Annotated in this window: 24 protein-coding genes, 1 pseudogene and 1 riboswitch; of the genes and pseudogenes, 13 read left to right on the forward strand and 12 right to left on the reverse strand. The window is 38.5% G+C overall.

What is annotated here, in order from left to right; genetic code table 11:
• Nucleotides 1-42: 42 nt before the first annotated feature.
• Nucleotides 43-1416, forward strand: a complete 1374-nt coding sequence (gene nhaC / locus V6S17_RS11475; protein ID WP_029091110.1) for a Na+/H+ antiporter NhaC — start codon at nucleotides 43-45, stop codon at nucleotides 1414-1416.
• A 174-nt stretch (nucleotides 1417-1590) separates the two neighbouring features.
• Here the strand turns inward: nhaC and V6S17_RS11480 are convergent, their stop codons facing one another.
• Together V6S17_RS11480 and V6S17_RS11485 are read right to left on the reverse strand one after the other, a co-directional pair.
• A complete protein-coding gene (locus V6S17_RS11480) occupies nucleotides 1591-2649 on the reverse strand; it encodes a bifunctional transcriptional activator/DNA repair enzyme AdaA (protein ID WP_029091109.1) in 1059 nt (352 codons plus the stop codon).
• Nucleotides 2649-3410, reverse strand: a complete 762-nt coding sequence (locus tag V6S17_RS11485) for an isocitrate lyase/PEP mutase family protein (RefSeq protein WP_051457138.1) — start codon at nucleotides 3408-3410, stop codon at nucleotides 2649-2651. The genes V6S17_RS11480 and V6S17_RS11485 overlap by 1 nt, the downstream gene beginning before the upstream one ends.
• 260 nt (nucleotides 3411-3670) lie before the next feature.
• Between V6S17_RS11485 and V6S17_RS11490 the strand changes: the two genes are divergently transcribed.
• The gene (locus V6S17_RS11490) at nucleotides 3671-4666 is read left to right on the forward strand and encodes a N(5)-(carboxyethyl)ornithine synthase (RefSeq protein WP_069124526.1); all 996 of its coding nucleotides are present in this window, start codon (nucleotides 3671-3673) and stop codon (nucleotides 4664-4666) included.
• A 785-nt stretch (nucleotides 4667-5451) separates the two neighbouring features.
• On the opposite strand, the gene V6S17_RS11495 is transcribed toward V6S17_RS11490, so the two are convergent.
• From V6S17_RS11495 to V6S17_RS11505, 3 genes are all read right to left on the reverse strand, one after another.
• Nucleotides 5452-8037 carry an efflux RND transporter permease subunit gene (locus V6S17_RS11495; protein ID WP_029091108.1) on the reverse strand — a complete coding sequence of 862 codons (2586 nt, stop codon included), beginning with the start codon at nucleotides 8035-8037 and terminating at the stop codon, nucleotides 5452-5454.
• Between the two features lie 112 nt (nucleotides 8038-8149).
• A complete protein-coding gene (locus V6S17_RS11500) occupies nucleotides 8150-8692 on the reverse strand; it encodes a TetR/AcrR family transcriptional regulator C-terminal domain-containing protein (protein ID WP_029091107.1) in 543 nt (180 codons plus the stop codon).
• 148 nt (nucleotides 8693-8840) lie between these two features.
• Nucleotides 8841-9734, reverse strand: coding sequence for a LysR family transcriptional regulator (locus V6S17_RS11505; protein WP_029091106.1), 894 nt, complete (start codon nucleotides 9732-9734; stop codon nucleotides 8841-8843).
• 260 nt (nucleotides 9735-9994) lie between these two features.
• Between V6S17_RS11505 and V6S17_RS11510 the strand changes: the two genes are divergently transcribed.
• The 10 genes and pseudogenes from V6S17_RS11510 (at nucleotide 9995) to V6S17_RS11555 (ending at nucleotide 17631) form a co-directional block, all read left to right on the forward strand.
• Nucleotides 9995-10546: an NAD(P)H-dependent oxidoreductase gene (locus V6S17_RS11510; protein WP_029091105.1), complete on the forward strand. Its 552-nt coding sequence runs from the start codon at nucleotides 9995-9997 to the stop codon at nucleotides 10544-10546.
• A gap of 19 nt (nucleotides 10547-10565) precedes the next feature.
• Complete coding sequence (locus V6S17_RS11515) at nucleotides 10566-11102, forward strand: GNAT family N-acetyltransferase (RefSeq protein ID WP_029091104.1); 537 nt, start codon at nucleotides 10566-10568, stop codon at nucleotides 11100-11102.
• 26 nt (nucleotides 11103-11128) lie between these two features.
• Nucleotides 11129-11935, forward strand: a complete 807-nt coding sequence (locus tag V6S17_RS11520; RefSeq protein ID WP_029091103.1) for an amino acid ABC transporter substrate-binding protein — start codon at nucleotides 11129-11131, stop codon at nucleotides 11933-11935.
• 15 nt (nucleotides 11936-11950) lie between these two features.
• Nucleotides 11951-12763 carry a transporter substrate-binding domain-containing protein gene (locus V6S17_RS11525; protein WP_036027033.1) on the forward strand — a complete coding sequence of 271 codons (813 nt, stop codon included), beginning with the start codon at nucleotides 11951-11953 and terminating at the stop codon, nucleotides 12761-12763.
• A gap of 30 nt (nucleotides 12764-12793) precedes the next feature.
• Nucleotides 12794-13513 (forward strand): amino acid ABC transporter permease, encoded by a 720-nt coding sequence (locus V6S17_RS11530; RefSeq protein ID WP_029091101.1) that lies wholly within the window; start codon nucleotides 12794-12796, stop codon nucleotides 13511-13513.
• Nucleotides 13514-13529: 16 nt separating this feature from the next.
• Nucleotides 13530-14237 (forward strand): amino acid ABC transporter permease, encoded by a 708-nt coding sequence (locus V6S17_RS11535; protein WP_029091100.1) that lies wholly within the window; start codon nucleotides 13530-13532, stop codon nucleotides 14235-14237.
• The gene (locus tag V6S17_RS11540) at nucleotides 14234-14989 is read left to right on the forward strand and encodes an amino acid ABC transporter ATP-binding protein (RefSeq protein ID WP_029091099.1); all 756 of its coding nucleotides are present in this window, start codon (nucleotides 14234-14236) and stop codon (nucleotides 14987-14989) included. Before V6S17_RS11535 ends, V6S17_RS11540 begins: the two co-directional genes overlap by 4 nt.
• A gap of 12 nt (nucleotides 14990-15001) precedes the next feature.
• Nucleotides 15002-16024, forward strand: coding sequence for an MsnO8 family LLM class oxidoreductase (locus V6S17_RS11545; RefSeq protein ID WP_029091098.1), 1023 nt, complete (start codon nucleotides 15002-15004; stop codon nucleotides 16022-16024).
• Between the two features lie 3 nt (nucleotides 16025-16027).
• The gene (locus tag V6S17_RS11550) at nucleotides 16028-16300 is read left to right on the forward strand and encodes a glutaredoxin family protein (protein WP_029091097.1); all 273 of its coding nucleotides are present in this window, start codon (nucleotides 16028-16030) and stop codon (nucleotides 16298-16300) included.
• Nucleotides 16300-17631: pseudogene (locus V6S17_RS11555) on the forward strand (LLM class flavin-dependent oxidoreductase). Before V6S17_RS11550 ends, V6S17_RS11555 begins: the two are co-directional and overlap by 1 nt.
• A 392-nt stretch (nucleotides 17632-18023) precedes the next feature.
• On the opposite strand, the gene V6S17_RS12715 reads toward V6S17_RS11555, so the two are convergent.
• The 7 genes from V6S17_RS12715 to V6S17_RS11580 form a co-directional block, all read right to left on the reverse strand.
• On the reverse strand, nucleotides 18024-18128 hold the full coding sequence (locus V6S17_RS12715; RefSeq protein ID WP_080712882.1) for a putative holin-like toxin: 105 nt from the start codon (nucleotides 18126-18128) through the stop codon (nucleotides 18024-18026).
• Between the two features lie 429 nt (nucleotides 18129-18557).
• Nucleotides 18558-18662: a putative holin-like toxin gene (locus tag V6S17_RS12720; protein WP_080712881.1), complete on the reverse strand. Its 105-nt coding sequence runs from the start codon at nucleotides 18660-18662 to the stop codon at nucleotides 18558-18560.
• 433 nt (nucleotides 18663-19095) lie between these two features.
• Entirely contained in the window at nucleotides 19096-19773 is a 678-nt protein-coding gene (gene thiE / locus V6S17_RS11560) for a thiamine phosphate synthase (RefSeq protein WP_051457139.1), read from the reverse strand.
• Nucleotides 19766-20578, reverse strand: coding sequence for a bifunctional hydroxymethylpyrimidine kinase/phosphomethylpyrimidine kinase (thiD, locus tag V6S17_RS11565; protein WP_029091096.1), 813 nt, complete (start codon nucleotides 20576-20578; stop codon nucleotides 19766-19768). The genes thiE and thiD overlap by 8 nt, the downstream gene beginning before the upstream one ends.
• Nucleotides 20575-21381 (reverse strand): hydroxyethylthiazole kinase, encoded by an 807-nt coding sequence (gene thiM, locus V6S17_RS11570; RefSeq protein ID WP_029091095.1) that lies wholly within the window; start codon nucleotides 21379-21381, stop codon nucleotides 20575-20577. Before thiM ends, thiD begins: the two co-directional genes overlap by 4 nt.
• Nucleotides 21332-21508 (reverse strand): hypothetical protein, encoded by a 177-nt coding sequence (locus V6S17_RS11575; RefSeq protein WP_154657729.1) that lies wholly within the window; start codon nucleotides 21506-21508, stop codon nucleotides 21332-21334. Before V6S17_RS11575 ends, thiM begins: the two co-directional genes overlap by 50 nt.
• Nucleotides 21493-21595, reverse strand: a riboswitch (TPP riboswitch). (Overlaps the previous gene by 16 nt.)
• 56 nt (nucleotides 21596-21651) lie before the next feature.
• On the reverse strand, nucleotides 21652-22530 hold the full coding sequence (locus tag V6S17_RS11580; protein ID WP_029091094.1) for a LysR substrate-binding domain-containing protein: 879 nt from the start codon (nucleotides 22528-22530) through the stop codon (nucleotides 21652-21654).
• A gap of 124 nt (nucleotides 22531-22654) precedes the next feature.
• On the opposite strand from V6S17_RS11580, the gene V6S17_RS11585 reads away from it, so the two are divergent.
• Entirely contained in the window at nucleotides 22655-23788 is a 1134-nt protein-coding gene (locus V6S17_RS11585; RefSeq protein ID WP_029091093.1) for a CynX/NimT family MFS transporter, read from the forward strand.
• The last annotated feature ends 36 nt before the right edge of the window (nucleotides 23789-23824 follow it).

Below are 23824 nucleotides of genomic sequence, written 5' to 3' on the forward strand. Positions count from 1 at the left end.
TAAAGCGTGTTAGAGATGAAAATTTAAAGGGGTTCTTTTACAATGTCAAATTCAAAACAAAAAAATATTCTCGAAGTTTTAATTATATTAGCGCTTATTCTCGCTATTTTAGGATTCAGTGTCATCAAATTAGGACTAGCGCCACAAGTACCCATTATGGCTGCGATTGCTCTGTTAATTTTATGGGGTAAAATGCATCGCGAATCGTGGCACTTAATTCATCAAGGCATTACGAAAGGGATTTCGACAGGCCTCATTCCAATGATTATTTTCATTCTAATTGGGGCTTTGATTGGGGTATGGATTGCCGCAGGAATTATTCCATCAATGATGGTACTCGGATTTGAAATCGTTAATCCGCACATCTTTATTCCCTCTGTATTCGTTATTTGTTCAGTCGTTGGTGTTGCAGTTGGGAGTGCTTTTACAGTTACTTCTACCGTCGGAATTGCCTTTTTAGGTATCGGCCTATCAATGGGTTTTTCACCTGCATTAATCGCAGGTGCTGTTATCTCAGGTGCCGTATTTGGTGATAAAATGTCACCCTTGTCTGATAGTACTAACCTTTCAGCAGCAATTGCAGAAGTAGATTTATTCCTTCACATTCGTAACTTAATGTGGACGACAATTCCCGCTTTCTTTATTGCCTTGATTGGCTTTGCTATCTTAGGAACAAACAGCCAAGAAGTGCCTCTTGAAAAAATAACTGAAATTTCACAGTTGTTACAATCACAATTTACAATCAGTTGGTGGTCCGCTGTGCCGGTTATTTTGATCTTTGTCTGTGCACAAATCAAATTACCTGCAATACCGACACTCTTCATTTCAATTACTGTAGGTATTATCATGTTACTTGCTACCAAAACAAACGTTAACATTAAAGAAGTGGCAGATATCATCCAAAACGGTTATGTTTCTAAAACAGACAACGCTACAATTGACACGCTCTTAACGCATGGCGGGATTCAAAGTATGATGTGGTCGATTTCATTAATCATTCTAGCGTTAGCACTCGGTGGTCTTTTGGTTGAACTAGGTGTTATTAGCACCTTGATGAATCTCCTTGTCCGCCAATTAAACACACGTGGAAAACTCATTTTAACAACTGCTCTGAGCTGTATTGGTATTAACTTATTAGTCGGAGAACAATACTTATCGATTATTTTACCTGGTAATGCCTTTAAAGAACAATACGCAGTGAATGGTTTACATCCATTAGCACTCTCTCGCGTTTTAGAAGATTCTGGCGCTGTAGTGAACTCTTTGGTCCCTTGGAGCGTTAGTGGTGTCTTTATGGCTGCTACACTCGGTGTTCCCACGTTAGATTACTTACCTTTTGCCTTCTTCTGTTTGCTTTGCCCTATCATCACTGTGATCGCTGGCTTCACAAACATTGGTATTAAGAAATTAGCTTAAATAGTCATAAAAAAAGTAGCAGCAGTGAATGAATCATCATTCGCTACCGCTACTTTTTATTTTGTCATTTACGAAACCGCTAAGCGATTAAACCTACTCCAATTTTTGGAATGACTCAGGTGTAACAACACATATTGCTGTTTGTCTCCTGTATAAAAGGGATGATCCTGCGACTCAGGCCTTTCTTGTATTTTCTTCATTGCGCAACAACCATTTCTTCCGTTCAACACCACCACCATATCCACCCATTTCACCATTGCTTTGAATGACGCGATGACAAGGGATTAAAAGGGAAATTTGATTGGCACCATTCGCTCGAGCAACTGCACGTGCCGCTTTATCGTTACCTAATTGTTGTGCCAATGCCTTGTAACTTGTAGTGGTACCACTAGGAATCGTTCGTAATAAAGCCCAAACAGTTCTTTCAAATGGCGTACCTATTTCGGCCGCTATCGGCGTTTCGAACGCTGATAGTTCACCGTTAAAATACTGATTCAACTCCTGTTCAAGTCTCTCCAATAAAAGATTTGTTCCTGGTACGATGGCAACGGTTTGCCGTTTTCGTAGCTTTTCAATCTCTTTTTCCAACCCCCGACGGTCAACAAACTCCAATAAGTAAAGCGCCTCGTCATTTGCAATCGCCAACATGGGTCCTAATTTAGTTTCAATCCAACAAGCACTTAACAAGCGGATGTCTTTATTTTTCTGGGGCACAATTCCCATCGTACGTGTAAAAGCATCACGAAAACCATTGCTTGATTCAAAGCTGCTGTCCAGTTGTGCATCGATTAAACGCGTACCTTTACGAATGGAATGGAAGGCTAGTCCTAAACGGCGTGCTCGAGCATATTCAATAAAAGTCATTCCAAATTGTTTTTTAAATTGACGGCGTGCTGTGTTTGGGCTAATTGTGAGTTCATCAAAATCTCGATCCGTCCATTTTTTCTCAGGATTTGCCTCTATACTCGCAACAAGCTCTTTCACTTCAGGTGATAAACCACTTGGTGTATTACGCGGCTGACATCGTTTACACGGCCGATAAGAAGCAAGCGTTGCTTCTTGGGCTGTATCAAAAAACTCACAGTTTTCTTCCTTTGGCTTACGCGCGGGACAAGTCGGTCGGCAAAAAACACCTGTTGTTTTTACACCGACATAAAAAATACCTTCATAATGCGAATTTTTTTCAATTAACATTTTATAGTAGACCTTTTTTGTTTGCTCATCTTGAATCATCACATCTTCCCCCACTCATTGATTGAATCAGCAAAAGCCTCTTTCTGACTAAGATAAATGCTCGGCCCATAACTTATTCGACTAACGCCTATCGCTTGATATTCTGCTAATGAAACGCTGTTATTCGTTATCATTATATTAACAGGTACCGGTGCTTTTTTCACGAATTCAGCCAACAATGTTAAATCTGTTAAACCCGGTATAAAAATACCATTTGCACCATTATCGGCGTAAATTAAAGCGCGCTCTAATGCAGTCGCTACTAACTCCTTTGTTTCCTTACCAGCCTCTAAAAAGACATCTGTACGTGCATTTATAAAGACTGGCCGTTTTGCTTTTTTAGCTACCGTTGAGACAATTTCCAGACGCTTGGCTTGCTCAGATACTGTATATAAGCCTTTTTCAGGGTGGCGGTCTTCAAAATTAATTCCTGCTACACCTGTTGCCATTACTTGTGCTGCATGCGCTTCTAACTTAGCCAGTGATTCGGCATATAAACCTTCAACATCTACTGACACAGGTATGTTCACGCTAGCGACTAAGCGCTTGGTCATCCAAACTAATTGCTCAAAAGGGAGCTGTTCACCATCTTCATAGCCCCACGCGTTTGCAATCGCATAACTACTTGTAGCGACTGCTTGTGCACCCCTTTCACTGATGACTTGTGCTGACACGACATCCCAACAATTGTGCAAGATTAACGGTTGTGCTTGGTGATGTGCTTCAAAAAAGGTTGATTTCATTATGATTCCCCATTTCATTTTTAGTCTTCCTGTATCATAATTTATTTCGCTACACCACATACCCACAAAATTAACAGCAATATTTAAGGTGTTTTTAGAGGGACATAAAATTAAAAATCAACCGCTGTTAACCTCGTGCTATCATAGGTTGACTAGCTATCTGTCTTATGCGATTACGGCTTCAAAATTTTTGCCCACGATTTACTATGTTACACTTGATATGTGAGGGAAACCTGACAGACTCCAAAAATACTGAACTTAGGGAAGAAGTAATCATCGTGAAAAAAACGATTGGATTTATTATCAGCCATAAGGAAAATGAACATCGCTTGGCATTATTACCAACAGATTTCATTAAGATAAAGAACCCATCGTATTTATTTTTTGAAGAGAATTACGGCGCCTATTTAAATATAAGTGATCAACAATATCGTGATGTTGGTGCCCAGATTGTCTCTCGAGAGATGGCACTGCAACAAGATATCATCTGTGAACCTAAATTAGGTGATGCAGATTTTTTACACACTCTAAAACCACACCAAACATTGTTTGGTTGGATACACGCTGAGCAAAACAAGCAATTATCGCAACTGCTCATTGCCAAAGAACTGAAAGTCTTTGCTTGGGAAGAAATGTTCCATCTTAACCGCCACCTCTTTTGGCGGAACAACGAACTAGCTGGTGAGGCAGCAGTACTTCATGCTTATTTATTACATGGTTGCCTCCCCTACGAAACCAAAGTAGCTGTGATTGGACGCGGCAATGTCGCAAATGGTGCTGTTAAAATTCTTCAACGTCTAGGTGCTGAAGTAACAGTCTATAAGCGTAATCAAGAGCTATTATTGCATGAAGAACTTGGTGAATTTGACGTGATCGTTAATGCCCTTTTATGGGATAACGCTCGTAAGGATTACCTTATCACACGTGCTGATTTGAAAAGAATGAAATCCAACGCACTTATTATCGATGTAAGTAGCGATTATGATGGTGCGATTGAAAGCTCACATCCAACTTCTTTAGAAGAACCGACATTCACTGTTGAAAATATTTGCCACTATGCCGTAGACCATACCCCTAGTATGCTCTACCGTACATCGACGCAAAGTATTTCAACTGTCATTGCACCCTTTTTGGATGATTTAATTACGGGAACAAGTAATCCTATTTTAGCTAAGGCCGAAATTTTACGTAACCCAGCGAGTAAGACTGTTAAAATCCATAAAATTAAACCACGTATTGCTGATAGCGGCAATGTATCGAGTAATAAAAAATAAATAAAAGCACTCCTCTTTCATTCGAACTGAATTTAAGCAGAAGTGTTTTTTTTATGGGGACATTTCGCGGCAGCTGACTGGTCAACTAACATAAAAATTCATCGCAATATCATCCCCTTCATTAGTAGTTACACTCTCTTATTTTCTAGCTACTTTCAAAATCACAAAAAAACACTATCCTGACAAACTGCGTCAAAACAGTGTTTCCTCCAATTCAGGCGCAATAGCGATGTTGAGATAGTAGGCACGACAAGTGAATGACGGTGCGCATACCTCAGTACGCAATCCCGAATGAACGAGAAGTAACGCCCTAGATTAGTATCGCTATTGTGTCTGAAAATGCTTTTATTTGTATCTAGTATTTCAAGCCATAACTTCCAAAATTTCAAAAACACTATCCTGACAAACTGCGTCAAAATAGTGTTTTATCAAATTCAGGCGCAATAGCGATGTTGAGATACTAGGCACGACAAGTGAATGACGGTGCGCGTACCTCAGTACGCAATCCCGAATGAACGAGAAGTAACGCCCTAGATTAGTATCGCTATTGTGTCTGAAAATGCTTTTATTTGTATCTAGCATTCCAAGCCATAACTTCCAAAATTTCAAAAACACTATCCTGACAAACTGCGTCAAAATAGTGTTTTATCAAATTCAGGCGCAATAGCGATGTTGAGATAGTAGGCACGACAAGTGAATGACGGTGCGCGTACCTCAGTACGCAATCCCAAATGAACGAGAAGTAACGCCCTAGATTAGTATCGCTATTGTGTCAGAAAATGCTTTTAGCGTTTTCTGAATAATATAATCAATGCCGGTAACACTGTTAACGCGCAGATTAAGCACAGCAGTGTATCTAACACGGTTGTTATTCCGAAATCACGTAAGATTGGGAAACTTACAAACATTAGTGTTGAGAAACCAACGATAACTGTTAAACCTGATACAGTGATTGCTTGTCCCACTTTAGATAACGAGACGTGAATCGCTTCTTTTGTTGCCAAACCTTTTGCTTCTTCTTCACGGAATCGTTCCATAATTAAAATCGTGAACTCTGTCCCTATCCCTAATACCAAACAGCTTAACGCGGTTGTTAAGGGGTTGTATGACATCCCTAGCATTTTTAATAGTAACGGTGAAAAACCGAGTACTAATAAGATTGGAATAATTGGATAAATCGCATGTTTTACACGTCGGTAAACTAGGAATAATCCCACAAAGATAATCAATAAACCTGCACCAATCATTAGATTACTGTTGGCTCCAATATTATCAATACCAAAGAGCATCATAACTTGTGCGCCTGCCGGTTTTACTGAGATGCCTTTGCCAGCATCAATTTTAGCAGTAATTTTATTCAATAATGCTAACTGATCGGCAGAAGATAGATTATTATCAATTTGGAACTGTAACGTTGCATAGTGTTTATTTTTACTTACAACCATTTCTTGAACTGATTTTGGTAATTGTGACACACTCTCAGGTAATTTTTCATTATCCTTTTTAACTGTCCCTTTACCTTCAATGTCTTCCACATAAGTTGCGACAGATGTTACTCCCGTAACGTCTTTAAATTCACCTTTAACTTTATCACCAAAAGTCTTCATCCATGATACAACTTCTGGCTGTGTCACATCATCAGCTTCTACTAAATAACTGATAAAGGTTGTAGAACCCACTGTTTCTTGTAGATAATTAGTGTTTTGTAATGCCTTCATTTCTTGTGGAATCATTTTCATCATGTTTGTTTCCGTTGGTATTGATTTTTCAACCGAAAAACCAATGCCTGCTAGAATAACGCCGACAATCAAAATTGGAGCTGCAAATTTACCAACCAATTTAGCGTAACTTCCTAACCCACGCGACAACCATGTTTCATCATTGTTTTTAATTTTCACTTCGCCTTTTTTCTTTTTCTTGTCCATCATATTGAATGTAGAGAACATTAATACGAGTTCAACAATGTAACAGAAAATAACACCTAAAGCGAGTGTTAAACCAAATTGTTGCATCATTGGTGCTTTTGAAAGGAACATTGTTAAGAAGCTCAATGCCATAATAGCGACTGCAATTCCTACAGCTGGTCCGATATGTCGAATAGCAGTGACGGTTGCTTCATCTGCTTTATAGTCGCTTTTCTTAAATTCTTCTTCATAACGATTATGGAATTGAACACCAAAATCCGTTCCTAGCCCAATGATAATCGGTAAGGTTGCCATTGTTGCTAGCGTAATTGGAATTCCTACCCAGCCCATAAAACCAAATGTCCAGATGAGACCTATCAGAACAAAACCTAATGAGATCACACGTCGACGCACTGGGAAAACAACTAATAATACAACAATCATTAATACAACTGACAAGGATAACATCACTGTCATTGTTGTCATTACTTCACCTTGAACATCACCTTGAATAATCGGCCCACCTGCTAATTTAACAGTGATGCCATCTCCAAAATCAGTGTTTTTAACTAATTTTTTCAGTTCCTCATTTGTATGTACTGCTGTATCCATCTCAGTATCATCTGATGTGTTAAGCATTATTAAAACATTGCCACCATTGTTGGGTATGATTTTTTCCAATGCTGTCGGTATTTTTCCTTTATCAGAAAAGACGATTTGACGTAACAATGAGTTATCCATATCCTGGATTTTAGGCATTGCTTTAATCACAGCTTCTTGCATATTAGCCGATTGTTTTTTTGTTAAAATACTTTGCGTATATGCTTCTACTTTTTGACGCTGTTCTTTTGTTAACGTAGACTGAACAATTCCTGCTTGCTGTTCTGGTGTCGCTGCAGCACCCAAGCCAGCAATTTGTTGACCGACTGTCATTTTTTGTGGATCTGTTAACAACGATTGCATGTATTCTTGAATTTTTGCACTTTGATTAGCAGATAAACTTGCTTGCATATCTGACTCGATTTTTTTCATTTTTGCTGCTGGAATTGCTTTTTGAATACTCTCAGATAATTTCGAATCACCTGACATATTGAAACCAGCACTTGGGTTATTTGATGCTAACATTTCATTCATTAAGCTAATATAGTTTGATGCACCCGTAATCGCTTCAATCTTAGTCGCTTTTTCAGAAAATGTTGTGATTTTTTGAGCTGTTTCATGTGAGATCAACTTGTCTTTATCACCTTCAAGCAGCAAATAGATGCCATCCCCACCAAAGTTTTTTTGATAAGTCGTTGTGTCTTTATAGACATCTGATTTACTGCTAACAAAAACATCATTGCCCATTTTCATATCTAATTTAGTTGCTCCAAACGCTAAAAAGACTGTCACTGCTAAAATGACAATAATATTTACCTTGGCATGTTTAATGATGAAATGGCCAATTTTATTAAATAATTTATCCATAATAATTGTCTCACCTTCCCTTTATGATAGTAAATATATCAACTTTAAAAGGGGCTGTCTAAGTCCAACATTCACCATTCGTTCTAAAATGAGACATATGTTTCAAAATGTATTATTTAATGAGATCATCAATGATTTTAACAAACTCTTCACGCGAATAATTGTCGCCGCTACTCACCATCCGCTTCAATACCTCAATAATACCACTGCTATAAAAATGGCACATCATTTCTGGATAAGTTGATTTCCTAATTTTAATTGAAAGGTCGTCATCCCAGTTTTGATAATGATCAAACATAATTGCGCTAACTTTTTTTATAAGGACTTCATATAATTCATAATTACCATTTTTTGTAATCACATTCATGAAATTGGTTTTATTTGCTTCGATAAAACCAATCACTTCTTCAGACATTGAGCGACTCGTGGGCTTACTAGCTTCGACTTTTTCATACATATCAGCGCTAATAAACTCCACTAGCTCTTCCAACAAAGCGTATTTGTCCGTGTAATAACGATAGAATGTACTGCGGTGAATGTGTGCAGCTTCACATAATTGATTGATGGTGATACTCGAAAATGATTTAGTTTCTAATAAAGACATCAACGTTTGTTCAAATAATTTTTTAGTCCTGGTTTGAGTTAAATTAGCCATACTTGGTCTCTCCTTTTTTACACTCTTTTACTTACTATTACAAAAGTAATCACACAATGCAATAAATCAGCATACACAACAAAAAACAGGTCTTAAATCGCTAAAAAACCTGTTTACCCTCACATATGAACGAAAAAAATTGCTCTATTTAAACTAATTCTGTTTTTAGATAGGCTTCTTTAATACGTGCAATCAAATCCAGCATATTTTCCGATGGATTATTTTGTTGTGCTCGCGTTAAAACTCCAATTGACGGCCTAATTGATACGCCTTCTGATTCTTTTACAACTGTTCCTGCAATCGGATTTAAATTAGCTGTTCGCGTAAATAGTGAAATCCCTAAATCTGCTTGCACGTAATATTTATGTGCCATGCTGCTAGACAGAACCATTTTATTGTAGTTAGAACCGATTTTTTTCTGTAATAGATGTTCGATTTGAATACGAATTGGGCAATTATTAGGGGTAAATAGAAAACGCTCTCCCTTTAAATCTTTAATCTTTATGCTATCTTGTTGTGCGACACGATGATGTTCATTCACTAACACCACTAGTTCATCTTTAAAGAAACGTTCATACCGATTACCTACACTTATTTCAGGCTCTCCACAAATAGCGAAATCAATCTCATCTTTTTCTAGCAATTGACTACATAAATTCGCATCACCTACGATAACATCTACACCTATATCTGGGTTATCTTCTAAAAATCGTGCCAATACTTTAGGAAACTTCACACTTGCTGTGGGTTCTGAAATACCGATTCGGAAATTCGCTGCTGTTTCCGTTTTGATGTTACGCACTGTATTCTCTAATAGTACAAACTCGTCCAATAATTTGGCTGATTTTTCTAGAAACAAGCGCCCGCTCGTCGTCAATTGTGCCTGTTTGCCACGTTTGAACAACTGCACACCTAAATCTGTTTCCAATTGTTTAATGCGAAAGGTGATTGTCGGTTGTGAATAATTTAATGCCTCGGCAGCTTTTTGAAAACTACCAAATTTCACAACAGCATGAAAGGTTTCAATTGCACGTATTTCCATATTCATCCCATCCTCCTTCAACATTTAATCCTCTGTGAACTCTTCTTATAACAATGTTTCACACTTAAAACATACTAATTACATCATTTTACTATGAATTAAAAAAATTTGATAGTCACACGCTTTTAGATTATCAATAATACTAATATTTTTTATTCATTAATTTAATTAGTCAGATAACTTTTATTGCGTTACAATTACATACAACCAATACCAACTTAAACAGTAGGGATTAAAATTTGTGAGGAGGATTTTTATTTATGACTACGATAACATTAATTGCTGGCGGCTATTCAGAAGCTTCACGTTTAACTGCCCTTATTCAAAAGGCGGATGCTTATTGTCATCCTCGCCATATCAATTTCCAAGTAGTTCAAGTTCATCAACTCAATGCAGAAGCACTTATCACAGCTGACTTCAAACATCCTGACATCGTTGCTGCCCACTTACTAGTGGAACAAAGTGCCGCAGTTATTGTGGTAACTCCCACATTCAAAGCTTCTTATTCAGGTATCTTAAAAACATTTTTGGACTTGCTTCCTTCTCGTATTTTAAAAGGTAAACCTGTTCTCCCTTTAGCTTTAGGTGGTTCCAAAGGTCACCTATTGATGTTGAAATATGCATTAGAACCGATTTTATCGGAATTAGGGGCTGAATTTATTGCACATGGCACCTATATAACAGACGATCAAGTAACTAAAGATTTCAATAATCATTATCACATCAATGAAGAAGCGACGAGCCGTATTGAATCATCATTAACATCGTTGCTAAATCAAGTGTCTCAACAACAAACTATTTTAGTTAATTGATTACACAGGAGGAATTCAAATGACCACAGAACGTATACGCATTGCTACTGAAGATGATATCGAAGCGTTTCATACTTTACTTTATAAATCTTTTCAAAGTATTCGTGATTTAGGCATTGATTGGCCGAGTGCTAACGCTTCTCGTGAATTAGTTTTAGAAAACATCACCAACTACTCCGCTTATGTACTTGAAGTAGATGGGAAACTCGTTTCAACCATCACCATCCGTTTTCCTTGGGAAAGCGAAACACCTGTATCGAAATACCCGTTTGTTTGGTGGTTTGGTACCGATCCTGAATACGCATCCAAAGGATACGGGAATCAGTTGCTTACATATATAGAAGAAACACTCTTACGCGATACACTTAAAGTCCCAACTTTAACGCTGGGCACGTCGGCACGAAAACATCCTTGGTTACTTGAGATGTATCAGCGTAAAGGTTATGAAATTTATTTCGAGCATGAATCGCCTGATGGTGATTTAGGTGCCATGTTACGTAAAGTCTTGATTCCTGAAAAATTTAACGCAGCGCTTTTATCCATTCCAACATTCTAATATTTTATCTTATTGGGGGCTTATCTATGAAAAAAATATTTCTTTGTTTTACAGCATTAACGCTTATTTTCCTTGTATCGTGTGCACCGAAAGCTGCAACTTCCGACAAAAAAAAGAACGTTGAAACTATTATCGTTGGGACAGGCACACAATATCCTGGCATTTGTTTCATTGATGAAAACGGCAAATTGACAGGCTATGATATCGAGGTGATTCGTGCAATTGATAAAAAATTACCGCAATACAACTTTGAATTTAAAACAATGGATTTTGCCAACTTACTTACAAGCTTAGGCGCCAATAAAATCGATATGATTGCACATAACATGGCTAAAAACAAAGAACGCGAAGAAAAATTTCTCTTCAATAATGAACCTTATAACTACTCACCGTTGTACATCACTGTTGCCAAAGATAACAATGACGTCAAATCCATTAAAGACCTTGATGGCAAAAAAGTGGTGGTTAGTGCCACATCTAATGCGGCTGATTACGTGACAGAGTACAACAAAAAGAATGGTAATAAAATTGAAATTGCTTATGCGGGTCAAGGAAGTAATGATACGGCCAATCAACTTAAAAACGGACGTGCTGACGCTACTCTTTCAACACCCTTTGCAGTTAAACACCAAAATGATACGAGTAGCATCAAAGAAAAAGTCGTTGGTGATATTCTCTTAGATACAAAAGTTTACTTCGTTTTCCCTAAACAAAAAACAGATCTTTCTAAGGCTGTTGATACGGCAATTAAAGAGTTGAGTACTGACGGTACTTTGAAAAAATTAAGCAAAAGATGGCTAGGCGACGATTACTCAAAATCGAGTTTTAAATAGAAGAGGAGCATTTATATGACAAAAACAAGATACCTATTATTACTATTATCCGTTTTCACATTGGTATTGCTGAGTGCATGTGGCGCAAGCGCTGGTTCGACGAAAGATAAAGTTACCAAAGTCATTGTCGGGACTGGTACGCAGTTCCCTAATGTTTGTTTTATTGATAAAGACGGTAAACTCACAGGTTATGATGTCGAACTTGTGCGTGAAATTGATAAACGCCTTTCCAACTATGACTTCGAGTTCAAAACAATGGATTTCTCTAACTTAGTGGTTAGTCTGGGTGCCAATAAAATCGATATGATTGCTCATGAAATGGAAATTAACGATGAGCGTAAAGAAAAATTCACGTTCAATAAAGTGCCTTATAACTACTTTCCTAACCAAATTACTGTTTTAAAAGATAATAAAGATATCAATAATATTGCTGATTTAAAAGGTAAAACAGTCATTACAAGTGCTACTTCAAATGGTGCAGCTTTAATCAATAAAATTAACAAAGATAATGGCGATCAATTTAAAGTCGTGTATGCAGGTCAAGGAAGTAATGATGTTGCTAAACAACTCGAATCCGGCCGCGCTGATGCAACTGTATCGACGACATTTGCTGTTAAATTCCAAAATGAAAGTAGTCCTATTAAAGAAAAAGTAGTCGGTGACGTTTTTAGCGACTCAAAAGTATACTTTATGTTTGATAAAAAAGACAAAACACTCAACAAAGAAGTTGATAAAGCACTTAAGGAAATTATCGACGATGGTACGTTGAAAAAATTAAGTGAAAAATGGCTTGGTGGTGACTACTCTAAATCAAGTTTTGGCAGTTAATCACATCCCAATTAAAAGCAGGTGAAACAAATGGATAAATTTTTCGATGTGGCGTTAATTCCACAGTTTCTAGCAACCTTAATTAAATATTTACCAACGACCCTTTATATTTTAGTTGTCTCTCTCTTGTTAGGCTTTGTACTGGGTGTGTTGATTGCTTTACCACGGATTTACAATATTCCAGTACTGAAACAACTTGCGATTGTTTACACTTCTTTTTTCCGAGGCACACCGATTATTGTACAGCTCTTCATTGTGTTTTACGGTATCCCCATTCTCACCGCACTAGTGAATGTGGATACAACACGAATGGATCCACTATACGCTGCCATTATAACGTATGGCCTTAGCAGCGCTGCTTCCATTGCAGAAATAATTCGTTCTGCCATCAATAGTGTTCCAAAATCACAAACAGAAGCTGCGCTATCCATTGGACTCACACAGCGTCAAAATTTCTTCCGAATCGTCTTTCCACAAGCACTTAAACAAGCTACCCCCAACTTTTGGAACTTAATTATTGGGTTCTTAAAAGATACTTCGTTAGCCTTTTCTATCGGGGTTATGGATATGTCTGGGCGTGGCGAGACACTTATCACATCTAGCAATCACTCGCTTGAAGTTTATGTTTCTTTAGCGATTATTTATTATCTTGTTGCACTTGTTTTAGAAGCAATTTTCAAACAAATAGAACTTCGGCTCAAACGCGACAAAGCCAATACGCGCACTATCTTTGAAATGATTCGTCAGTAAAAGGAGCTGAGTACCTATGTCAATCGATTACGCCTTTATTTGGACAGCGTTCAAGCTATTGCTAAACGCTATTCCACTCACCTTGTTGATGACTGTGCTACCTTTACTTTTCGGTTCACTCATTGCCATCGGCATCACTTATATTCGTCTGTACAATATCAGATTTCTTAATCCAATCGCCACTTTTTTTGTTTCTTTTTTCAGAAGCACACCCGCGATTTTACACATTATGTTAATTTATATTCTTTCACCAATTCTGATCGATTATTTAGCAAAAACAATTGGGTTTAGTGTCCAAACCAACAAGATACCTATTGCTGCCTTTGTGATTGTTGCACTTTCATTTACAGCGAGTGCCTATATTGCAGAAGCTTTGCGTTCCGGTATTCTTGCAATACATGTAGGTGAAGTAGAAGCTGGTTATGCTGTTGGCCTCACCTTCTCTCAAACCATTAGGCGGCTCATACTTCCACAAAGTTTTTATTACGCTTTGCCTAACTTTGTTAACTTATTCGTCGGCTTTTTGCATACGACAGCGATAGCAGCAATTGTTGCCGTACCCGAGATTACTGGGCGCGCTACTGTCGTCGCATCAACCAATTATTCATTTTTAGAAGCTTACATTGCCGCTGCACTTATCTATTGGGGATTATCCATCTTAATTGAGTGGGCGGCCCATTTATTAGAACGTAAAATAACTGCCTTTAAAGGAGGTATTTCATGATTGAAATTAAAGATATTCATAAATCGTTTGGTAATCATCATGTGTTAAAAGGTATTGATCTAACCGTTGAAAAAGGGAGTGTTGTCACTATTATTGGTCCAAGCGGCTCTGGTAAAACAACGTTTTTACGCTGCCTCAACCTCTTAGAACAACCTGATTCTGGCGCTATACGTATGAACAATCAACAGATTGATTGCGAAAAACCTTCAAAAAAAGACATTCTTGCGTTACGAAAACAAACGGCCATGGTTTTTCAACAATATAATCTTTTTTCACATAAAACCGTTTTACAAAACATTACTGAGGGTTTAATTGTTGCTCGTAAAATCAAAAAAGATATCGCTGAAAGTATTGCCCATGAACAGCTAAAGCGTGTGGGTCTCAGTGATAAAGCTGATTTTTATCCGGTACAACTTTCTGGTGGCCAAGCACAACGCGTTGGCATTGCTCGTGCGTTAGCCCTCAATCCTGATGTCATTTTATTTGACGAACCTACTGCTGCACTTGATCCAGAATTGGTAGGTGAAGTATTACAGGTAATGCTTGAAATAGCTAAAACTGGTGTCACGATGATTGTGGTGACACATGAAATGGAATTTGCCAAACGTGTCAGCGATCATATCATTTTTATGGATGAAGGACGCATTGTTGAGCAAGGGCCGCCACTCCTCCTCTTTAATAGCGCTAAAGAAGATCGCACAAAAAAATTCCTGCACCGCGTGTCGGCAGAATATTTATACGAAGCCATCTAAAGGAGGATCTCTATGACCATCTCATTAAGTATTTTAGAACAAAGTATCCAACCGCATGATTTTGATTTAAAAGATGTATTAACAGAAACAGTAGCCTTAGCACAACTTGCTGAGTCTTTGAATTTCAAACGTTTTTGGGTAGCTGAGCATCATAATATGGCGAGTGCAGCTGGCTCAGCGCCTGAAATTTTGCTTGCTTACTTAGCTGCAAAAACAGAAAAAATACAATTAGCGTCGGGTGGTGTCATGTTGCAACATTACAGTCCTTTTAAAGTGGTTGAGCAATTTAACACATTGAATAATTTAGCCGATGGACGTATTAGCCTCGGTGTTGGTAAAGCACCCGGTGGTCTACAGTCATCTACTCAAGCACTACAAGAAGGTTTCGCTAGTGATACCGCACCTTCATTTGAAGAAAAATTAGCAACATTGACACATTTCACACGCCATGACTTTGTGGAAGGGCATCCCTACGCTGACTTAAAAGCGCAACCAGATGTGGGGACACCTCTACCCTTATATTTATTGGGTGGCAGTGTAACAAGCGCTATTTTAGCAGCCGGACTGGGCATCAATTTCGTTTACGCCCATTTTATTAACGGTGACGACACGCTGTTAAAAGATGTTCACACAGCCTATCATCAGCATTTCACAGGTGATACTCCTAACTTTCAATTAGCATCGGTTTATGCGCTTGCCTCATCGAAGGCTGCAGCCGAAAAACTAATTACCGTTGGCAAAGGCTTTCGGGTTGTTTCAGCAGATGGTAAAAAGTTAAATCTCAATACGCGTGAACAAGTGGATAGCTATGTCGCTACGCTGGATCAATCCTACGAAGTGATACAACAGCAGGCTGGTCGATTTGTCGGAACGCCCGCAGCGGTTTTACAACAATTACATGATTTCCATACAACCTATGGCATCAGTGATTTTATCGCCGTCACACCGATTGAAGATGCAGCAGCAAAACGAAGCTCCATTACAGCTTTAGGAGCATTGCTCCCCCAACTAAAAATCTTAGAGAAAGTGGTGTAATAGATGACTGAAAATACACAAAAAGTAATTGTTTGGAGTAAAAAAGGTTGCCATTATTGCCAAGATGTAAAGGATTACCTTACAGAGAACTACATCCCCTATACTGATATTGATGTGACTGAAAATGATAATTTACGCGATGTTCTTGATGCTAAATATGGTATTCGTTATGTGCCTGTTGTTGAAATCGGCACGGGTTCTAACGATTACAAAGCCGTCACTGATATTGGGATTGAACATCTTGCCAAAGCACTTAAAACGAAAGAGGTGATATAATGGGACGTTCAGACAAACTAAAATTCGGTGCCATTTTACATGGTGTTGGCGGTTCAACAGATGGTTGGCGCCACCCTAGTGTTGATCCTGCAACGAGTACAAATTTTGATGCATACAAGTACAAAGCCTTAACAAGCGAACGGGGGTTATTTAGTTTTGTTTTCATTGCCGACGGGCTTTATATTTCAGATAAATCAATCCCGCACTTCTTGAATCGTTTTGAACCTATCACAGTTCTTTCTGCGCTTGCTGCAGTTACACAACATGTTGGTTTAATCGCTACTATTTCTACTTCTTTTAGTGACCCGTTCACTATTTCACGTCAATTATTATCACTTGATCATCTGAGTAACGGGCGTGCCGGTTGGAACTTAGTGACCTCGCCACAAGAAGGCGCTGCCCACAATTTCAGCAAAGCTCACCTCCCATCTCATGCTGAACGCTATGAAATTGCACAAGAGCATCTTGATGTTGTGCGTGGTTTATGGGACTCATGGGAAGATGATGCTTTTACATATGATAAAAAAACAGGACAGTTTTTTGACCCTGAAAAATTACATCGCCTTAATCATCAAGGTAAATATTTCCAAGTCAACGGTCCTTTAAATGTCCAACGCTCTAAGCAAGGGTATCCGCTTGTTTTTCAAGCAGGCGCTTCAACAGCTGGAAAGTCATTTGCAGCTTCAAACGCCGATTCAATTTTCACAATGTCAGAATCATTGGAGAAAGCAAAAGACTTTTATCGTGATGTAAAAGAACAAGCAACAGCCGCAGGGCGCAATGCCAGCACACTTCGTATTTTCCCTGGTATTAGCCCAATTGTTGCTGAATCAAAAGAAGCAGCTGAGGCCAAATACCAAGAATTTGCTGCTCTTGTTCCAATCGAAAATGCCGTCACTTATCTTGGGCGCTACTTTGACGATTATGATCTAACGCAGTTTGATTTGGATGCTCCTTTCCCTGATTTAGGTGATATTGGTAAAAATGCTTTCCAAAGTTTTTCAGATAATATGAAAAAACGCGCCAAAGAAGAAGGTCTCACCTTACGGTAAGCAGCTATTGAAGCAGCAACACCACGCCCCCAATTTATTGGCACGGCTAAAGATGTCGCTGACAAAATTGAGGAGTGGTTTGAAGAAGAGGCAGCCGATGGTTTCATCATCAGCTCCGACATCCCTAACTCGCTAGATGACTTCGTTGATTATGTCATTCCGCTTCTACAAGAACGTGGCATCTATGATACTGCCTACGACAGCAATACATTGCGAGGCAATTTAAATATTCCGCTTCCAGACAATCGTTATACATTAAAAAAGCAGAAAACTCATTAAATTGACAACTATTAGAATAGAATAAAAACAGAACTGCCCTCTTTCAAGAAACAAATAAAAAAACATTTCGTGTTGAATTCAAAATTAAATTTAACACGAGATTCTTTTAGTGTAAGCGTATAGGAAGTCATATTTAGAAAGAGATTTCTCTAAAACGAGCAGAAAAGAAGAGCCATAAACGCTAACTTCGATTCTTTTACAAGTCCTTACTTCATTACTGTGTAGTCGCTTCGTGACTTTTTATTGTTGCAACTTTTCTTAGTATCAGTTACACTAAAAGCACATAAAAAAAGACACTAGCTTCAACTAGTGTCCGTGTAGAACCGTTTAAGACGGTAGCTATACAATTAATAGAATTTAAATAACCGTAAACTCGCTAAAGTTTTTGACGGTTATTTTTTTTGGTCTAATTTTATGAATACCACAACCAGTGTTAATAATGAAATGATGAACATTCCAAAAACAAACATTAGTTGTAGTGACTCAAAAATAGTCACAAAAAGGCCTTTCCTTTCCTAGATTGGACACCTATTTCCATAAGCATCACCACCCTTCGGGATAGCCACCGTCTTCCACTTCTCTACCTCAATTACTATAACATATTCAATCCTCAATCGAATGTTTAAACTAAATGACTACTCACGGTATAGCCTATCCAAAGTAAGTCGTTTAGAAAGCGATTGTTATGAAATTAGCAAAAAAGAAGAGCAGTAAATACTAACTTCGATTCTTTCACAATTCCTTACTTCATTGCTGAGCAGCCGCTCCGTGACTTTTGTTGTTGCAAGTTTTCTTTGTATCAGTTACACTGAAAGTACATAAAAAAGACACTAGCTTCAACTAGTGTCTGTGTAGAACCGTTTAAGACGGTAGCTATACAATTATTCTATTGAAAGATAACCGTTAACCTGCTAAAGTTTGGACGGTTATTTTTTTTTGTCTAATTTAATGAGTACTACAACCAACATTAATAATGAAATGATAAACATTCCAAAAACCAACATTAGTTGTAGTGACTCAAAAATAGTCACAAAAAAGCCTTTCCTTTCCTAGATTGGACACCTATTTCCATAAGCATCACCACCCTTCAGGATAGCCACCGTCTTCCACTTCTCTACCTCAATTACTATAACATACTAGATCCTCAATCTAATATTTAAACTACATGACCATTCTTGTTATCAAAATGAATAATTGGTATATAATATAGAAATTATGTAGCACACTTGTTCATGGGATTAATATAAAAAAGCATTTCTTGTCGAATTAAAAACTCAATTTAACAGGCGATGATTTTAACACGTGTGTGTTTGTCTTTCACTCGCGACACATATAGTCGCTATTCATACTTCTTCAACCCCTTTGTTTCTGAACGGCTTATTTTACTTTTAGTTTTCTCCAGTATTTACCAAACAACTCCTTTGAAATTTCAAAAATAATATTTTGATAAAAACAATCAAATTTTTATTTCCTCCAATTTCTTTGGAGCTGAACGTTTGGTTTTACTTTTAGTTTTCTCACAGTAGTTTGTTTATCTATGCTTTGAGCTATTTCAGAGATAACAGCGATGCCATCAATCCCTGTTTCACGAACAATTTGTACGTTTGTGCTTGTAATTCCTCCAATAGCCACTTGGGGTATCGCAGAACTTAGTGCTTGGCAGTCTTTTAACAATTCAATGCCCACAGTGGCTTGAGCATCAATTTTTGACACTGTATTGAATACAGGACCAATACCAATATATGCTAAGTCTTTTTGCGTCATTGCTTCTTCAAATTCGCTTAATGTATTGGTAGATAAACCTATTGCCAAACTATTTTTCACATGCTCAACCGTTTCTGCGAGTGCTGTATCCGATTGACCAATATGAATCGCATCCGCTTGTATTTTCATAGCTAGCGCAATATCATCATTCACAATAAAAGGAATATCATAGCGTAGACATAACTTTTGACACGCTCGAGCAACTCTTTCAATATCATCAGGTTGAGACAAACTGCGCGGCCCTTTTTCACGATACTGAAAAGCTGTAATACCAGCATCTAAGGCTTCTTCTAGCATGTCTGTTAGTGTTTGACCCATTGGTACATCTTGTGTACCCGCAATAAAATAAACGTTTAATGCCGCTCGCCAATTAATCATTGTTATCTTCCTCTCGGTAAGCCCAATGATTCGTTGGTCCATGTCCATGGCCAATACCTAAGCCGTTAGCAATAGCAGACTGAATAAACGCTTTTGCGATGACAACCGCTTCTTGTATGCTATGTCCCTTTGCTATTTCAGCAGTGATACACGCGCCCAAAGTACAACCGGTACCATGTGTATCTTTGGTTTCAATACGTTCACCATGCAGCCATGCCTCTTCACCATTCTCTAATAAGATATAATCGACCGTGACAGTGGGATTAGAACCATGCCCTCCTTTAATAAGGACATTACGACAGCCCATTGCTTGTAGCCTCTCAGCCGCATTCTCCATATCTGCTTCAGTAGTGATAGTCATACCACTTAAAGCCTCAGCTTCAGGTAAATTTGGTGTCACTATGGTGGCTAATGGCAATAACTCTGTTTTCAATACCTCTAATGCTTCTTCTGCCATCAATGAAGCGCCGCCCTTAGCAATCATGACAGGGTCTACGATAAGTGGAATATCTGGGTATCCTTTAAGAATATCACTCACAGTTTGAATATAACTCGCATCCACCAACATTCCTGTTTTGATAGCGGATAGCTCAAAATCACTGAGCAGTGCTTCTAGTTGTTGTTTTACTCCAATAAGTGGCACAGGGTAAACATTCTGAACGCCTAACGTATTTTGCACTGTAACAGCTGTGATTACAGATGTGCCATAGACCCTTCGTTCTTGAAACGTTTTAATATCCGCTTGAATACCTGCGCCACCGCCACTATCACTACCAGCGATTGTACATACTTGTGGTATTGTCATTTATCCACACCCTCCCATCGATTAATTTTCTTGTGTTGTTGATACTGAGGCACTGTTAAATTTGCCAATCCATCCATAAAATGAACTCTAAACGATCCAGGTCCATTGGATTGTTGTTTGGCTTTCTCGCCAACAATACCATAGGCAGCATGTGCAGTAATAATGGCCTCAATTACTTCCGTTTTATTAGCACAGGCGATAAAAGCGCCACAAACACCACTCAATAAACAACCCATTCCTGTGACTTGCGCCATCAGCGAAACCCCATTCCTAATTTCTGCGGATTCCCGTCCATTTGTAATATAGTCAACTTCACCACTCACCGCCACGATACAGTTGAAGCGTTGGGCAACCTTATTCGCCATCTCAGAAACCGAAACCTTCCCTTGACCAGCATCTACGCCTTTAGCTTGCCACTCTACCTCAGCTAAATTTGCTATTTCACCGCTATTCCCACGAATCAATGTCACGTTCACTGCTGCTAAAATTTCGCGCGCCTTTTCTTGACGGTAGCTGCTTGCACCGACTCCAACTGGATCTAATACCACTGGTACATCTGCTTTATTTGCAGCGGTGCCTGCTATCATCATCGCTTCTACACCTGCAGATGTTAACGTTCCAATATTAAGGACAAGTGCTTTGGAAATGCTTGCTATACTAGCGACTTCTTCAACCGCATAAGCCATGACCGGGGAAGCACCCATTGCTAGTAAACCATTTGCGACATCATTTGCTACCACTTGATTGGTCATATTATGCACCAACGGGTTGTTTACTCTCACCTTTTCCAATAAGTGTGTCATTTTTTTCTTCTCCTCCTTCTGCAACTGATTGAACGTTACCTAGAAACAACAAAAAAAGCCATTCTCTTAAAGAAAATGGCTTCACCGTAGGAAACACAAACGAGACGTGTCCCTTCACTTCTGCCACATTTCCTCCGCTGGTACTAACCAGATCAGGTCCAAGGGTCAGGACAAACCTATCTCAGCCTTAAAAAAGGCCCCCCTAGTGGTATCGATTCAATTCACTTAAAGAATAGCACGCTTAACAGATTGTCGCAAGTTGTGGCACTTTTACTGTTTTTGAAAATAGTCGGTGAGTTCTGTGATAAACCTTTGTGCCGCTTTACTCAAATAACGATCATTGCGATAAATAATGGCTAATGACCGTTGTGGTGCGTCTTCTATTGGAATAGCTATCATATCTTTCTCCTCAAACGCTTCAATTAATTTATGGGGTTGGATTGAAGCCCCAACTCCCGCTTCAATCAATTGAAAGATGGCCGTTGAAGAACCAGGTGCCATTATCGGTTCTACACGAATGCCTTGTGTCAAACACCAACGGTCAATTAAATCACGGCCATAAAAACCTTTTGGGTATAAAATCAATGGTATATCTGCTAATTCACTAATTTCAATTTTTTTCCGTGTCGCCAAGTGACTTTTTTTAGATACAAAAAGGCAATAGGATTCTTTGAAAATTGGACGTGCTGTTAATTGTGAATGTGCGGGTTCCACTAAGGCTAATCCAATATCTACTTCATTAAGCAATACTTTATTGGGAATATCAATTGAAGGGATTACCTCGATATGGACAGACGGAAAGTCACGATGAAAGGCCACTAATAATTCAGTCAAATGATAATCCAAATCAGAAGGTAGCACTGCAACACGCAATGTCCCACTGTATGCATCTTTTAAATCATCTATCGCTGTTTGGGCGTTTTCCAATTCTTTAATTGCTTTGATAGCATACCGTTGTAGAATCAAACCGGCTTCTGTTTGCACTGTTTTTTTACCTAGACGATCAAATAAAGGCACACCCACCTCGCCCTCTAACACACGGATCTGCTGACTTAAAGTTGGTTGTGAAATACCGATTTTGAAAGCTGCTTCTGAAAAATGTAATTCCTCACATAATGTTAAAAAATAGTGTAAATGTCGCAATTCCATTATTCCACCTCTTCCTATAGCTAAAAACTATCGTTTGTATACAAATAATAGTGTTGTTGTATGTTTAAATCAAGTCTAAACTGATGATATCGCTAAATAATTCACAATTTAAAGGAGTTACACTATGAAAAAGTTATATCTAATACTCATTATTATTTTTGTCTCACTCAATTTACGACCTGCCATTACATCTGTTGGGCCCTTATTAGGCCAAATCCAAGCTGATTTACATATAAGCGCCGGTTCAGCAAGTCTTATCACCACATTACCCGTTTTATGTATGGGTTTATTTTCATTGCTAGCGATCAAAATCAGTCAACGTTTCAGTGTTGAAAAAGCCTTGTTCATTGCAATGTTACTGTTATTTGTTGCTACACTTGCTCGTTTCTTTGTAGATTCATTAACAAGTTTATTATTAACCGCTCTAATCGCAGGTATCGGCATCGGTATTGTCGGCCCTCTAATTGCCGGCTTTATTAAGAAACATTTCCCGGAAAATAACGGAATGATGAGTTTTTATTCAGTATCAATGGTTGTTGGCGCTGCTGTTGCCTCTAGTTTTACAATCCCCCTCTTCACTGCCTTTAATGACTCTTGGCAAATGTCCTTGAGTTTTTGGTCATTGTTGGCAGTTATCGCTGCGCTACTGCTACTACCACTCATAAAAAATAGTCCCACTAACAAAAATCAGCTTGTTAAACTTTCCTCATTATGGCGCCAAGCTTTTCCTATGATACTCTTTTTCAGTTTTATGGCAGCCATTTTCTACATTCTTACCGCATGGTTATCACCTTATGTACAAGCAACTGGCATGTCTCGTTATCACTCTGGTTTATTATTAGCTGTATTTACAGGTGTACAAATTCCTGTGAGTTTCCTCATTCCATTGTTAGTGACTCGATTTGGTAAACAATACCTTTGGTTAATATTTTGCGGGATAGCCGAGCTTCTGGGTGTTTTATTCCTGATTGGTGGTTTATCACCTTGGTTTTCTACTATTATTCTTGGCATCGGTGCAGGCGGCCTCTTCCCACTCGCATTGCTTCTACCTATGACCAGAGCGCAAACGTCTCAAGAAGCTATTTCTCTCTCTGCTCTTATGCAATTCGGCGGTTTTATCATCGGTGCTTGTGGACCGCTTCTATTCGGTTTAATGATTGATTACTTCGGTAATTTCTCTCTCGCATGGGGAATGGTAGTTATCCTGATCGTTACTATGTTAGCAAGTGTTATAAAACTAGTTAGAGCTTCATACTAAAAAGAGCCCTTCATTCGAAGGGCTCTTTAATCGAAG

This window comes from Brochothrix thermosphacta DSM 20171 = FSL F6-1036 (assembly GCF_036884295.1).
Classification (GTDB): Bacteria; Bacillota; Bacilli; order Lactobacillales; family Listeriaceae; genus Brochothrix; species Brochothrix thermosphacta.

Bases quoted from the DNA above. Each gene is read 5' to 3' on its own strand.
- nhaC (WP_029091110.1), top strand. From the start codon at position 43: ATGTCAAATTCAAAACAAAAAAATATTCTCGAAGTTTTAATTATATTA.
- V6S17_RS11480 (WP_029091109.1), bottom strand. From the start codon at position 2,649: ATGATTCAAGATGAGCAAACAAAAAAGGTCTACTATAAAATGTTAATT.
- V6S17_RS11485 (WP_051457138.1), bottom strand. From the start codon at position 3,410: ATGAAATGGGGAATCATAATGAAATCAACCTTTTTTGAAGCACATCAC.
- V6S17_RS11495 (WP_029091108.1), bottom strand. From the start codon at position 8,037: ATGGATAAATTATTTAATAAAATTGGCCATTTCATCATTAAACATGCC.
- V6S17_RS11500 (WP_029091107.1), bottom strand. From the start codon at position 8,692: ATGGCTAATTTAACTCAAACCAGGACTAAAAAATTATTTGAACAAACG.
- V6S17_RS11505 (WP_029091106.1), bottom strand. From the start codon at position 9,734: ATGGAAATACGTGCAATTGAAACCTTTCATGCTGTTGTGAAATTTGGT.
- V6S17_RS11510 (WP_029091105.1), top strand. From the start codon at position 9,995: ATGACTACGATAACATTAATTGCTGGCGGCTATTCAGAAGCTTCACGT.
- V6S17_RS11515 (WP_029091104.1), top strand. From the start codon at position 10,566: ATGACCACAGAACGTATACGCATTGCTACTGAAGATGATATCGAAGCG.
- V6S17_RS11520 (WP_029091103.1), top strand. From the start codon at position 11,129: ATGAAAAAAATATTTCTTTGTTTTACAGCATTAACGCTTATTTTCCTT.
- V6S17_RS11525 (WP_036027033.1), top strand. From the start codon at position 11,951: ATGACAAAAACAAGATACCTATTATTACTATTATCCGTTTTCACATTG.
- V6S17_RS11530 (WP_029091101.1), top strand. From the start codon at position 12,794: ATGGATAAATTTTTCGATGTGGCGTTAATTCCACAGTTTCTAGCAACC.
- V6S17_RS11535 (WP_029091100.1), top strand. From the start codon at position 13,530: ATGTCAATCGATTACGCCTTTATTTGGACAGCGTTCAAGCTATTGCTA.
- V6S17_RS11540 (WP_029091099.1), top strand. From the start codon at position 14,234: ATGATTGAAATTAAAGATATTCATAAATCGTTTGGTAATCATCATGTG.
- V6S17_RS11545 (WP_029091098.1), top strand. From the start codon at position 15,002: ATGACCATCTCATTAAGTATTTTAGAACAAAGTATCCAACCGCATGAT.
- V6S17_RS11550 (WP_029091097.1), top strand. From the start codon at position 16,028: ATGACTGAAAATACACAAAAAGTAATTGTTTGGAGTAAAAAAGGTTGC.
- thiE (WP_051457139.1), bottom strand. From the start codon at position 19,773: ATGATTAATTGGCGAGCGGCATTAAACGTTTATTTTATTGCGGGTACA.
- thiD (WP_029091096.1), bottom strand. From the start codon at position 20,578: ATGACAATACCACAAGTATGTACAATCGCTGGTAGTGATAGTGGCGGT.
- thiM (WP_029091095.1), bottom strand. From the start codon at position 21,381: ATGACACACTTATTGGAAAAGGTGAGAGTAAACAACCCGTTGGTGCAT.
- V6S17_RS11580 (WP_029091094.1), bottom strand. From the start codon at position 22,530: ATGGAATTGCGACATTTACACTATTTTTTAACATTATGTGAGGAATTA.
- V6S17_RS11585 (WP_029091093.1), top strand. From the start codon at position 22,655: ATGAAAAAGTTATATCTAATACTCATTATTATTTTTGTCTCACTCAAT.